This window comes from Streptomyces sp. NPDC037410 (assembly GCF_055602235.1).
In genome coordinates this window covers 112,729-125,452 of record NZ_JBVJWR010000003.1, presented here as the reverse complement: position 1 = coordinate 125,452, position 12,724 = coordinate 112,729, and the positions used below count along the sequence as shown (strand labels likewise).

At 73.8% G+C, this 12,724-nt stretch carries 11 protein-coding genes; 6 read left to right on the top strand and 5 right to left on the bottom strand.

Annotated elements, in window-relative coordinates; genetic code table 11:
• Positions 1 to 10: 10 nt before the first annotated feature.
• Positions 11 to 844 (bottom strand): MHYT domain-containing protein, encoded by an 834-nt coding sequence (locus tag ACZ7HT_RS05930; RefSeq protein ID WP_471160312.1) that lies wholly within the window; start codon positions 842 to 844, stop codon positions 11 to 13.
• 161 nt (positions 845 to 1,005) lie between these two features.
• On the opposite strand from ACZ7HT_RS05930, the gene ACZ7HT_RS05925 reads away from it, so the two are divergent.
• The 4 genes from ACZ7HT_RS05925 to ACZ7HT_RS05910 all read left to right on the top strand — a co-directional run bounded on the left by ACZ7HT_RS05925 (position 1,006) and on the right by ACZ7HT_RS05910 (position 4,582).
• The gene (locus ACZ7HT_RS05925) at positions 1,006 to 1,611 is read left to right on the top strand and encodes a class I SAM-dependent methyltransferase (RefSeq protein ID WP_471160309.1); all 606 of its coding nucleotides are present in this window, start codon (positions 1,006 to 1,008) and stop codon (positions 1,609 to 1,611) included.
• An 82-nt stretch (positions 1,612 to 1,693) separates the two neighbouring features.
• Positions 1,694 to 2,029, top strand: coding sequence for a hypothetical protein (locus ACZ7HT_RS05920; RefSeq protein WP_471160306.1), 336 nt, complete (start codon positions 1,694 to 1,696; stop codon positions 2,027 to 2,029).
• A gap of 99 nt (positions 2,030 to 2,128) precedes the next feature.
• Entirely contained in the window at positions 2,129 to 2,998 is an 870-nt protein-coding gene (locus ACZ7HT_RS05915; protein ID WP_471160303.1) for a hypothetical protein, read from the top strand.
• 141 nt (positions 2,999 to 3,139) lie between these two features.
• Positions 3,140 to 4,582 carry a tannase/feruloyl esterase family alpha/beta hydrolase gene (locus ACZ7HT_RS05910; RefSeq protein ID WP_471160301.1) on the top strand — a complete coding sequence of 481 codons (1,443 nt, stop codon included), beginning with the start codon at positions 3,140 to 3,142 and terminating at the stop codon, positions 4,580 to 4,582.
• A gap of 18 nt (positions 4,583 to 4,600) precedes the next feature.
• On the opposite strand, the gene ACZ7HT_RS05905 is transcribed toward ACZ7HT_RS05910, so the two are convergent.
• Positions 4,601 to 5,146, bottom strand: a complete 546-nt coding sequence (locus ACZ7HT_RS05905; RefSeq protein WP_471160298.1) for an MOSC domain-containing protein — start codon at positions 5,144 to 5,146, stop codon at positions 4,601 to 4,603.
• 87 nt (positions 5,147 to 5,233) lie between these two features.
• Positions 5,234 to 6,322 (bottom strand): fatty acid desaturase family protein, encoded by a 1,089-nt coding sequence (locus tag ACZ7HT_RS05900; RefSeq protein ID WP_471160295.1) that lies wholly within the window; start codon positions 6,320 to 6,322, stop codon positions 5,234 to 5,236.
• Positions 6,323 to 6,616: 294 nt separating this feature from the next.
• Here ACZ7HT_RS05900 and ACZ7HT_RS05895 point away from each other — a divergent pair, with 294 nt between their 5' ends.
• On the top strand, positions 6,617 to 9,637 hold the full coding sequence (locus ACZ7HT_RS05895; RefSeq protein WP_471160292.1) for a DEAD/DEAH box helicase: 3,021 nt from the start codon (positions 6,617 to 6,619) through the stop codon (positions 9,635 to 9,637).
• Positions 9,634 to 10,977, top strand: a complete 1,344-nt coding sequence (locus ACZ7HT_RS05890; protein WP_471160289.1) for an SWIM zinc finger family protein — start codon at positions 9,634 to 9,636, stop codon at positions 10,975 to 10,977. Before ACZ7HT_RS05895 ends, ACZ7HT_RS05890 begins: the two co-directional genes overlap by 4 nt.
• Here ACZ7HT_RS05890 and ACZ7HT_RS05885 read toward each other — a convergent pair.
• Together ACZ7HT_RS05885 and ACZ7HT_RS05880 are read right to left on the bottom strand one after the other, a co-directional pair.
• Positions 10,958 to 11,671, bottom strand: a complete 714-nt coding sequence (locus tag ACZ7HT_RS05885; RefSeq protein ID WP_471160286.1) for a hypothetical protein — start codon at positions 11,669 to 11,671, stop codon at positions 10,958 to 10,960. The two genes, ACZ7HT_RS05890 and ACZ7HT_RS05885, sit on opposite strands and share 20 nt — an antisense overlap.
• Before the next feature lie 179 nt (positions 11,672 to 11,850).
• Positions 11,851 to 12,705: a bifunctional 5,10-methylenetetrahydrofolate dehydrogenase/5,10-methenyltetrahydrofolate cyclohydrolase gene (locus ACZ7HT_RS05880; RefSeq protein WP_471160283.1), complete on the bottom strand. Its 855-nt coding sequence runs from the start codon at positions 12,703 to 12,705 to the stop codon at positions 11,851 to 11,853.
• Positions 12,706 to 12,724 lie beyond the last annotated feature (19 nt).

The following is a 12,724-nucleotide window of genomic DNA, read 5'->3' as shown; positions in this document are numbered from 1 at the left end:
GGAGGACGGGTCAGGTCGTGGGTGTGCCGCTCGCCCCCGCGGTGCGGAAGCCGGGCGGTGCGACGTCGACCGCGCGCTCGTCCGGTTCGGCGAGGCGTCCGGCCGAGGCGTACGCGGCGCGTTCACTGGCTGTCGGGGTGAGGGCGACGAAGGCGGAGGTGATGAACAGGTACGAGCCGAGGCCGACGGCGAGGGGGAAGATGAACTGCATGAGCATGGCTCCCGGGAGGGGCGCGCCGGAGGGGACGACCTCGATCCGCACGGCGAGCATGCCCGTGTAGTGCATGCTGGTGACGGCCGCGCCCATCACGAGCGAGGCGACGGCCACGGCCACGGGCGCGTGGATGTTGAGCGCCGCCCAGAGAGCCGCTGTGGCGGCGATGACGGCGATCAGCACGGAGAGTCCGACGAGGAGCGGGTCGTACCGCACCTGGCCGTGGAGCCGGAGTGCGGCCATGCCCAGGTAGTGCATGCTCGCCACGCCGACGCCCGTGGTCAGCCCCCCGATCAGGAGCGAACGGACCCGGTCGCGTCCGTAGCCGACGGCGAAGACGCCGACCCCGACGACGGCCATCGCCATGACGAGGCTGAGGAGGGTGAGCGGAACGTCGTAGCGGATGTCGGTGCCCGTCACGCCGAACCCGAGCATGGCCACGAAGTGCATCGTCCAGATCCCGGTGCCGATCGCGGAGGCGGCGGTGAGCAGCCAGTTGCGCCGTGACCGGCCGGTCGCGTCGAGCGCTCGTACGGTGCAGCGCAGCCCGAGGGCGGCGCCGATGCAGGCCATCGCGTACGACAGCACGGGTGTCAGCCAGCCGAAGGTGGCGTGGTCCAGGTGTCCCATGGCTCAGGGACGCTAGTGCGCAACGGGGGGCGCACCGGGGGCGCATTTCGAAACCTGTTGGAATATGACAGAGAGATGATCCCGAACGATCAGACCGGACTCGAACGGACACACAGAACGTTCACCCCTCCGAGTGTCGAATCGTGCGGGATCATGAACGCATGAGTGACGACCCCACACAGGTACGAGAGTTCTTCGGCGCCCGCGCGGCCGCCTGGGACAGCCGCTTCCCGGACGACGGCCCCGCGTACGCCGCGGCCGTGGGTGAGCTCGGCCTGCGCCCCGGCGACGCCGTGCTCGACGCCGGCTGCGGGACCGGCCGGGCGCTTCCGCCGCTCCGCGCCGCCGTCGGCCCCTCCGGTACGGTCATCGGCGCCGATCTCACCCCCGAGATGATCGAGCGGGCCGTCGACGCCGGACGCGGCGGCGAGGACGGCGGGACACTGCTGCTCGCCGATGTCGGCCGGCTTCCCGTACGCGACGGCGCGCTCGACGCCGTGTTCGGAGCCGGGCTCATCTCGCACCTCGCGGACCCCGTCGCCGGTCTGCGGGAACTCGCCCGGGTCGTACGGCCCGGAGGGCGCCTCGCCCTCTTCCACCCGATCGGGCGCGCCGCCCTCGCCGCCCGCCACGGCCGGCAGATCACGCCGGACGACCTGCGCGCCGAACCCCGACTGCGTCCCCTTCTCGCCGAGGCCGACTGGCGGCTCGTCAGCTACGTCGACGAGGACGCGCGCTACCTGGCCCTCGCGGTCCGCGAGGCTTGATACCAACGCCCCCTTCTTTACCGGCACTTCACTGTCTACCGTGGACATGCCGGGCAGTCGTGCCCGGGAAAGGCGGCGGGCCGTGGCACTCCTTCCCGAAAGACTCCGCAGACTCCTCCCCTCCGGCCGCAAGGCCCCCGAAGCCGCCGCGCCGGCACCACCACGCCCTCGACAGGGGCACAACCTCTTCGAGGCGGCGGCCGCGTACGTGGCCGCCTGTGCCGAGGACGATCCGGCCAGGGCGGAGGAGGCCGCGAGCCGGGTCTCCCCCGGCATGCTGTCGTTCGGCGTGAACGAACTGGCCTGCCGCGCCCTGATCGCCCTCGCCCAGGAACGGAACCAGTCCCCGAGCAGCGTGGCCCGCCAGCTGCTCGGCCTCAGCGACCAGTCACCGGCCCGGCAGTCCGGCGAAGCGTGACGGGCATTCCCCGAAGAGGCGAGGTTCCGGGGCGGAGACCCTCGACGCGCGGGTTACCCACTGGTTAAGGTGCGCCGACGACCAGATGGGGAGGACGCCGTGGCTGGGACGGACCCGATCGCCGAGGCCGACGCCGACGCGCTCTTTGTGCTGACCGCGGCACTGCTGACGCCCGGGAACTTCCCGAGCGTGCTCGGGGACGACTACCCGGCGGCCTGCGCCGCGCTGGGCGTGCAGCCGTACGCCGACGGGTACGGGCTCGTGTTCGGCCAGGACGGTCTCGGGGCCCGCTGGACGGTCGTCGTCGACGACGTGTCGCTCGTCGCGGTGGCCATCTCCTCCTGGGACTGCGGCATGGCCTACGACCTGTCCCCCGACGAGCGTTCCGTGGTGGCCGGGCTGCCGGGCTGGCCGCTCCCGGTGGCGACCGTCGCCCCCGGCGTCCCGGCCCCGCACGACCCGGAGCCCGAGGAAGGTGATCCCGCGCCGCTGACCCCGCCCTCCGGCGAGGAGTGGGGACCGGTTCAGCGCCGGCTGGGGGCCGACGAGGTGGCGCTCCAGTGGGACGTGTGGCGGGCCAGGGTGGGCGACGAGGGCGCGGAGGGACAGCCGACGGCGGCCCCCGCCGCGGGAACGTCGCGCACCGACGGCCCGAAGGCGCCCGCGCCGCAGGCGCAGCCCCCGGCCCCGGCCCCCGGTGGCGCACCCTCCGACCCGTACTCCGGCGTCAGGAGGGCCCTGCACGAGCTGCGCGGCTACCTGGAGGAGCCTCCGCCGGTCGGCCGGGTGCGATCGGCCGCCGGGATGCTGCGTGCCGACGGTCCCGGTTGGTCGCTCGTGGCCAAGGCCGACGACATGGCGTTCGTCCTCCTCGACGACCTGCCTCGCGAGGTGCTGCCCGTGACACGGGGGCCGCATCTGCCCGCCCTCCTCGAAGCACTCGACGCGATGGCCGTACGCCCGTCCTGAGGACCTCCGTCCGTCACACCCTGTCTCGACTCCCCATAGGGCGAAGGACGGAGGTGTGGTTTCGAGCCATGGCCCGGTGGCCGGGGCGCGCCGCACGATGTGGCGCCGCACCCCTTTCACGTCGTCCCACCGGAGGCTCTCATGCGCCTGTTCCCAGGCGTCCCCGTGTTCGCCGCGCTCCTCACCGGGCTCACCGTCCTCGCCCCCGCGAGCCCCGCCGGGGCGAAGGCACCGACCACCACGAGTCCCGCCGGGGCGAAGGCACCGACCAGCGCGAGCCCCGCCGGGGCCGGTGCTCCGGCCGCCGCGCACTGCGCCCGCCAGGACCGGGTCCAGGTGCCCGGCGCCGAGCGCCAGCAGTCCGTCTGTCTGGACGACCTGACGACCACCGGGCTCGGCGGCACCCCGTACACCGACCTTGCGGACCAGGCCGGACTCGCGGCGAAGGCGACCCGGAACCCCTCGGGAGTCCCCGGTGTCCAGATCGACGGCTACTTCCCCGACGACTCCCGTCTGAACACCACCCACGGCTGGGCCCATGACGCGCAGTTCGTCATCCGGCTGCCCGACCACTGGAACGGCGGGCTCGTCGTCACCGGCTCTCCCGGCAGCCGGCGACAGTACTCCACGGACGCGCTGATCTCCGACCAGGTGCTCGCCCGGGGCTTCGCCTACGCCGCCACCGACAAGGGCAACACCGGCCCGGACTTCTTCACCGACGGGAAGGAGCCGGGCGACGCGGTCGCCGAGTGGAACCACCGCGTGACCGAGCTGACCCGGGCCGCCAAGAAGGTCGTACGGCAGCGCTACGGCCACGCGCCGGAGCGCACGTACATGACCGGCATCTCCAACGCCGGTTATCTCACGCGCTGGCAGCTGGAGAACCGGCCCGAGCTGTACGACGGCGGGGTGGACTGGGAGGGCGTGCTGTGGACGACCCGCGGCCCCAACCTCCTCACGAGCCTGCCGGTGACGGTGGCCAGGACCCAGGGTCTGGCCACCGACGAGGACCTGATCGCGGCGGGCTTCGCTCCCGGCTCGCGTTTCCTGTGGCCGTACCACGAGAAGGCCTACTGGGGCCTGACGCAGAAGCTGTTCCGGGCCGAGTTCGACCCGGCGTACGACCCGGACTGCCCCGGCTCCACGGCCGGCGGGACCGTGGAGCAGATCTTCGCGCCGTGCGCCTCGGACGCCGGCTACGACTACGCCTCCCGGCCGGCGTCCGTGCACCGCGCGGTCGCGAAGGTCGCGCTGACCGGAAGGATCGGCAAGCCGCTCATCACGCTCCACGGCGATCTCGACACCCTGTTGCCGATCGCCACGGACTCCGACGTGTACGACCGGATGATCGACGCCCGGGGCCGGGGCGGGCTGCACCGCTACTACACGGTGCAGGACGGGACGCACACGGACGGCCTGTACGACACGTATCCGGACCGCCTGCGGCCGATCCTGCCCTGCTACCGCTCCGCGTTCGACGCCCTGACGCGCTGGGTCGAGGAGGGTACGGCGCCGCCCGCGGACCGCACGATCGCGCGGCCCGCGAGCGGTGACGTGGTCAACTCCTGCGCCCTGGACGGGTGAGCCGGCCCTCGCGGCGGCTCAGACCCTCTCCAGCGGGCGGTGCGGCTCGGCCGGCAGCTCGGCCCGGATCGGGTCGCCGGGCCGCACCTCCCCGCCGGTGAGAACGACACCCATGATGCCCGCCTTGCGCACGATCTCACCGCGTTCGTCACGCCCGATGACCTGCTTGAGCAGGCCGTGCCGGAAGTTGTCGATCTGCGCGCAGGGGTTGCGCAGTCCGGTGACCTCGACGACGGCCTCAGCGCCGAGGTGGAGGAGCGTGCCGGTGGGCAGGGAGAGGAGGTCGATCCCCCGGGTCGTGACGTTCTCGCCGAGGTCGCCGGGGGCGACCTCGAAGCCGGCGCCGGCGACCTCGTCGAACAGTTCGGCGTGGATGAGGTGCACCTGACGGAGGTTGGGCTGGGTGGGGTCCTGCGCGACGCGGGACCGGTGCTTCACGGTCACGCCCGCGTGGACGTCGCCCTCCACGCCGAGCCCGGCGAGCAGGGTGATGCCCTCCCGGTTGGCCTTGGTGAACGAGTACGTGCCGTTGCTGCTGACCGTCGTGACGGTACCGCCGCTCATGGTGAGAGCTCCCCTTCTCCGCCGGCCGGGGCGCAGGGCTCCCCACCCCCACCGGACCGATGATCACATCGCGCCTCAGGTACGACCCTACTCGGCGTCCTGGGTACGCAGCGGCGCGCCCACCTCGTGCAGATGACCCAGGGCCTGGCGGTACGAGTCCACGAAACCGGTCTCCGTGTACGGGACGCCGAGGGCGGCGCAGTGGGCCTTGACGGCGGGCTGCGCCAGTCGGAGGTTCGGGCGCGGCATGCTCGGGAACAGGTGGTGCTCGACCTGGTAGTTGAGCCCGCCGAGGAACCAGTCGGTCAGCGCGCCGCCCCGGATGTTGCGCGAGGTGAGCACCTGTCGGCGCAGATGTCCCCAGCTGTCGCCGTCCGCGTGCTCGTCCGGCCGGTCCATGCCCTTGTGGTTGGGGGCGAACGCCATGCCGAGGTGCACGCCGAAATGCATCTGGTGGGCGAGGGCGAAGACGAGGGCCTGGGCGGGCGTCAGGAGCGTGAGGAGCAGCGTCGCGTATCCGGCGAAGTGGGCCAGGAGGAGGGCGCCTTCGACGAGCCGCTCGCGCCGGGTGCGGCACGGGCCGTCCTCCGCGAGCAGGGCCTGGATCCCGTACACCTTGAGCGCGATGCCCTCCAGGGTGGTGAGCGGGAAGAACAGCCAGGCCTGGTGGCGGGTGAGGAACCCGCGCAGGCCCGTGCGGCCCGTCGTCTGGTGCTCGGCGAAGACGAGGATGTCGGCGGCGACGTCCGGGTCCTTGTCGAGGTGGTTGGGGTTGGCGTGGTGACGGTTGTGCTTGTCGTTCCACCACTCCCGGCTCATGCCGAGGAGGAGGTTGGCGTGGACGAGCTGGAGGATCCGGCTCACCCTGCGGTCGGCGGTGATCTGGGCGTGGCCGGCGTCGTGCCCGACGAAGGCGGCGCGCGCCGAGAACAGGGCCAGGGGCAGGGCGAGGAGCAGCGCCCACCAGGACGGTCCGATCAGGTCGAGTCCGGCCACCACGGCGGCGATGCCGAGGAGGTTGACGACGATGCCGCGGGCGTACCAGCCGGGGCGGTGTGCGAGGAGGCCCTGCTCCCTGACCGTCCGCAGGAGCGGGGTGAACTCGCTGCCGCCCCTGGCGCGGGCGGGCGCCGCGACGGGGGCGGCGGCCGGGGGCAGGACGGTGGCCTGGGACATGGCGTGGGCTCCGGTTTCTGTCGGTCGATACGCGAAGGCGGTCGGTCGATCTACGAAGAGGTCGGTCGATGTACGAGGCGCGGGCGCCTCCCGAAAACGTACGGATCCGTGATCGTCCGGGGCCATGGCGTCACCACCCGTCCACGACCTGAGGCGCGCCGGGGTACGGGGGTAGGGAGATCCCCCCTCCATCGCGTCATGTGACCCGCATCACCTCGGTCATGCGTCTGGTGATCGATTCCGTCGGGTATCCTCGGCGACTCGGTCTCCAGGTAGTCAAATTTGAGGAATGCGTTGTCGCTCTCGCACGGACAAGATGACCCGGCCCGCGAACCCGTCCCCGAAGCCCCCGAACTCCTCCGCCACTCCGCCGTCTTCCTTCCCGCCGATCCGCCCCGCGCCGGACGCGTCGCCTTCTGGTCACCGGACGGCGAACCCCTGCCGGACGCTCACGACGCCGATCCGGGCGACACCACGATCACGGTCGTCGACGGCGACTCGCTCCAGCTCATGACCGTCGCAGCCCGAAGCCTGTCCGTACGCGACGCCCTTCCGTTCCTCGCCCGTGCCCGCTTCTCGGACTCCGCCTCCCCCGCGACCGCGTTCTGGGGTGCCGCATCCCTCTTCGCCCTGGACCTCGTCGCGCGTGGCCTGCTGCTGCCCGGTCTCACGCCCGGCGACCACGACGCGTGGCGCGTCGGACCGCTCGGCCCCGGTGAGTTGGACGAACTCCGCACGCTCGCGGCGTCGATGCCGCCCGCCGCGCACGCCGTACCCCTGTCCGACGACGAGCCGCTGCTGCTGCCCGAACCCGAGGCGCTACTGCGCGCCTTCGCCGACGCGGTGGCCGACACGCTGCCCCGTACCCCCGCGGCACCACTGGCGGCCGGCGGGTCGGCCTTCGCGGCCGACGCGCCGCAGACCGTTCCCGAACAGCGGGCGTGGGCCGCCGACGTGGCGGCGGTGCACGACGCGGGCGTGCGGCTCTCGCTCCGCCTCGAACTGCCCGGGTTCACCCGGGAAGCACACGAGGCTCCCGCCTTCCGGGCGGTGCTCCAGCTGCACGGGGTCGCCGACCCGACCCTCGTCGCGGACGCGGCGGAGGTGTGGGCGGGCTCCGGCCGGGCCGGAGCCGCGTTCGGCCCCCGGGTCCGGATGGACGCCCTCCTCGCCCTCCGGCGTGCCGCGCGTGCCTGGCCCCCGCTGTCCCCGCTCCTGTCGGCGGCCGTACCCGACACCGTCGAACTCGCCGACGAGGAGGTCGGAGAGCTCCTGGGCCCGGCGGCCGAGGCCCTCGCGGCCTCGGGCGTCCAGCTCCACTGGCCGCGCGAACTCGCCGACCGGCTCACCGCGCGCGCGGTGATCGGCCCGGAGGGAGCCGTAGGTACCGGGGCGTCCGGACTCCGGGACGACGTCGGAGTCGGCGCCGGGGGCTCCGGACTCCGTGACGGCATCGAAACCGGTGTCGGGGTCTCCGGACTCCGTGACGGCATCGAAGCCGGTGCCGACTCGGATCCCGCTGATGGCGCCCGCGCCTCCGCGCTGCCCTCCTTCCTCGCCGCGGACTCCCTGCTCGCCTTCAACTGGCGCTTCGCCGTGGGCGACCACGAGCTCACCCGGGCGGAACTCGACCGGCTCGCCGAGGCCGGACGGCCGCTCGTACGGCTGCGCGACCGCTGGGTCCTCGTCGACCCGGCCGAGGTCCGCCGGGCCAAGGCCCACCAGGACCGCAAGGTCACTCCGGTGGACGCCCTCGCGGCCGTCCTCACCGGCACGACCGAGGTCGACGGGCGCCCGGTCGAGGTGGCCGCGACGGGCTGGCTGGAACGGCTGCGGGAGCGGCTCGCCGAACCCGAGGGCGGCCGGCCCGAGATCGAGCAGCCCCCGGCGCTCGCCGCGACCCTGCGCGACTACCAGCTGCGCGGACTCGACTGGCTCCACCGGATGACCTCCCTCGGTCTCGGCGGCTGTCTCGCCGACGACATGGGGCTCGGCAAGACGATCACGGTCATCGCCCTGCATCTGCACCGGCAGTCCGACCCGTCGTCCGCGGGGCCCACCCTCGTCGTCTGCCCGACCTCGCTCATGGGCAACTGGCAGCGGGAGATCGAGAAGTTCGCGCCCGGCACACCGGTGCGCCGCTTCCACGGCGCGGCCCGTGACCTGGAGGACCTCGCCGACGGCGGCTTCGTGCTCACCACGTACGGCACCATGCGGCTGGACGCCGAGCGGCTCGCCGCCGCGAACTGGGGGCTCGTCGTCGCGGACGAGGCGCAGCACGTCAAGAACCCGTACTCGGCGACGGCCCGACAGCTGCGGACGATCGGTGCACGCGCGCGCGTGGCGCTGTCCGGCACGCCGGTGGAGAACAACCTCTCCGAACTGTGGGCGATCCTCGACTGGACCACACCGGGGCTCCTCGGCGGCCTGGGCGCCTTCCGGACCCGGTTCGCCGCCGCCGTCGAGGGCGGGCAGGACCCGGCCGCCGCCGAGCGGCTCGCCGCGCTCGTACGCCCCTTCCTCCTGCGCCGGTGCAAGTCCGACCCCGGTATCGCCCCCGAGCTGCCGCCGAAGACCGAGACCGACCGGACCGTCTCCCTGACGCCCGAACAGGCCGGTCTGTACGAGGCGGTGGTACGCGAGACGCTCGCGGCGATCGCCGAGGCCGACGGCATGGAGCGCCGCGGGCTCGTCGTGAAGCTCCTGACGGGCCTCAAGCAGATCTGCAACCACCCCGCCCAGTACCTCAAGGAGGAGCGGCCCAGGATCGGCGGCCGCTCGGGCAAGCTGGAGCTCCTCGACGAACTCCTCGACACGATCATCGCCGAGGGCGCGTGCACCCTGGTCTTCACGCAGTACGTGGGGATGGCCCGGCTCCTGGAGGCGCATCTCGAAGCGCGCGGCGTGCGGACGCAGTTCCTGCACGGCGGCACACCGGTCGCCGAGCGCGAGGCGATGGTCGCCCGCTTCCAGAACGGGGAAGTGCCGGTCTTCCTCCTGTCCCTGAAGGCCGCCGGGACCGGCCTGAACCTGACCCGCGCCGAGCACGTCGTGCACTACGACCGCTGGTGGAACCCGGCCGTGGAGGCGCAGGCCACCGACCGCGCGTACCGCATCGGGCAGGACCGGCCGGTGCAGGTGCACCGACTGATCGCCGAGGGCACGATCGAGGACCGGATCGCCGCGATGCTCGACCGCAAGCGAGAGCTGGCGGACACCGTCCTGGGAACCGGCGGGGACGCCCCGCCGGAGCTGACCGAACTGACCGATGCCGAACTGGCGGAGCTGGTGCGACTGCGAGGGGACGGACGATGAGCGGGTACGGAGTGGGGCGCGGCCCCGCCCACGGGTACGGGGACGACGAGCGGACGTTCGAGGCGCTGCCGCCGGCGCACGGCGGCGGGTTCACCCGCACCTGGTGGGGACGGGCGTGGGTGAAGGCCCTGGAGGACAGCGCGCTGGACCTGCAGCAGCTCAAGGCGGGACGCCGGCACGCGCGCGCGGGGGCGGTGGGCGCCGTCTCGGTACGGCCCGGCCGGATCACGGCGATGGTCAAGGACCGTGACGGCACGGCGAACCGCAGCGACGTGCTGGTGCGCGAGTTCTCGGAGGAGCAGTGGGAACTGCTCCTCGACCTCGCGGTGGACAGTGCGGGCCACATCGCCGCGCTCCTCGACCGCGAGATGCCGCCGCACCTGGTGGAGGACGCGGCGGCGGCCGGGCTCGACCTGCTGCCGGGCATCGGGGACCTGGAGGCGGAGTGCGGCTGCGGGGCCTGGGACCACTGCCCGCACACGACGGCGCTCTGTTACCAGGTCGCCCGCCTGCTCGACGAGGACCCGTTCGTCCTGCTCCTGATGCGGGGGCGCGGCGAGCGCACCCTCCTGGAACAGCTGCAGGCACGCAGCGCCGCACGGGCCTCCTCACCGTCCGCGCGCGGCGAGGAGGAGGCCGGCGCGCCCGGAGAGGTCGGCGGGATGCCCGGCGTGTCGGCCGAGGAGGCGTTCGCGGCGGGGTTCCTCGTACCCCCGCTGCCCGCTCCGCCGGTCGTCCCGGCCGCGCCCGGACGGTCGCCGTCCCTGGACACGGACACCCCGCCGGAGCCGGGGGTCGACCCGGCGGCCCTCGAGTTCCTCGCGGCGGACGCGGCGGCACGCGCGCAGCGGCTGCTCGGCGCGCTCCTCGGCGGTGGGGACGCGACGGTCCCGGCCGGGGACCGTCCGACGGTCGCTCAGGACGCGGTACGGCTCACGGCGGGCGTTCCCGTTCCGTGGATCGCCGCGCGGCTCGCCGCCGGTTCGGGCAGGTCGCGGGCTGAGCTGGACCTGGCCACGCGCGCGTGGCGGTTCGGCGGCGCGGCCGCCCTCGCCGTACTGGACGAGGAGTGGACGCCGGACGCCGAGGCGCTGGAACGGGCCGGAGCCAGGCTCGCCGAGGCCTGGGCGGACGACGACCGGCCGGCGTTGCGGCGTGCGGGCGGCGCGCGGTGGACGGCCGTGGGCACGGAGGCTCAACTGCGGCTCGGCGAGGACGGGCGCTGGTGGCCGTATCTGAAGGCCGGGGCGCGCTGGTCCCCGGCCGGTCCGGCGGACCGGGACCCGGCGGCGGCCCTGGCGACGGCGTTCGCCGCCGGTGTTACTGGAGCCGGTGGGTGAGCCTGCCGCCGAGGACGGCCAGGCTGCAGGCGGCTCTGTCCGCGCCGAGGAGATGACTCGTCAGGTACGGGTACTGGACGAAGGTCGTCCATCGCGTGCCGAGCGGCTGCCGGGCGGCCTTGAGCCGAAGCGGTTCGCGGCAGAGCACGGTGGCAGCGTCGCGTACCGCCCGCTCGGTGGCGTAGGAGCCGACCAGGCGGGGCCGGGCGACGAGTTCGGCGTGGTGCGGCGTGTCGCAGCGCCGCCGGAGGGCGGTGCCGGGCGCGTCGCGGTCGATGTCGAAGCAGTCGCCGACGCGCAGTGCCTCGTAGGAGACGGACCGCTCGGCGGCTGGGTCGCCCGTCGGGCGACCGGAGGGGGTGGCACCCGTCGAACGCCTGCCGTTCGCGGGTGCGGGGGCCCCGGACGGAGACGGCTCCACGGACGTACGGGCCTGCGGGTGCCCCGAGCGGTCCTCGGGCGCCGTTAGCGTCGGCGTGCCGCCCGCGGCCGGGGAGTGCGGGGGCGTGGCCGGGCTCGGCGTGTCGGCCCTCCCGGTGGTCGGACCGGTCCCGCCGGTGACGACGGGCGCCGGCGCGCCGATCGGGTCCCCGCCCGGCCGGCCGTCGGCGAGTCCGCCACCTTCCACCCCGCTTCGGGCGGTCAGGAAGGCGCCGGCCACGAGGGCTGCCGCGAGGAGAGGCAGGAGGGGCACACCGAACCACCGAGCGCGCCGCGCCTCCGGCCCCGGCCGGGCCGCGCCGAGCCGCACGAGACAGGTGGACCAGGCGGACCCGCCACCTGTGGCAGGGGGCTTGGCGACGAGCGGGTCGGTCGCGAAGCGCCCGCGCCACCGCCGCTCCCCCGTCAACGCCGCCGCCCGGTCACCGTCGGCTACAGACCGAGCTGGCGCTCCGCGCCCTCGACCGTCTGGGCGAGGAGCACGGCGATGGTCATGGGGCCGACACCGCCGGGGACCGGGGTGATGAGGGAGGCACGCTCGGCGGCCGACGCGAAGTCGACGTCGCCGACGTTGCCCGGGTTGTAACCGGCGTCGATGACGACGGCGCCCGGCTTGATGTCCTCGCCCTTGATGAAGTTCGGCTTGCCGACGGCGGCGACGAGGACGTCGGCCTCGCGGACGATCGAGGAGAGGTCCTCGGTGCGGGAGTGGCAGTAGGTGACGGTGGCGTCGCGGCCGAGGAGGAGCAGGCCGGCCGGCTTGCCCAGGATCGCGCTGCGGCCGACGACGACCGCGCGCTTGCCGCTGAGCTGGACGTCGTACGCGTCGAGGAGGCGCATGATGCCGCCGGGCGTGCAGGAGACGAAGCCGGGCAGGCCGAAGCCCATGGCGGCGAAGGAGGCCATGGTGACGCCGTCGACGTCCTTCTCGGGGGCGATGGCCTCGAAGGCGGCGCGCTCGTCGATGTGCGGGCCGGCCGGGTGCTGGAGCAGGATGCCGTGGACCTCGGGGTCCTCGGACAGGGCGGTGATGGCGGCGACGAGCTCCTCGGTGGCCGTCTCCGCGGGCAGCTCGACGTGCTTGGAGCGGATTCCGGCCTTCGCGCAGCGGTTCTGCTTCATCTTCACGTACGTGACGGAGGCCGGGTCCGCGCCGACCAGGACGGTCGCGAGGCACGGGGTGACGCCGGTGCGGCGGGTGATCTCGGCGGCGCGGGCGGCGGTCTCCTCGACCGTGCGGCGGGCGAGGGCCGTACCGTCCATGAGGATGGCGGTGCTGGTGGACATGGCTGCTCCTGGGCGTCGT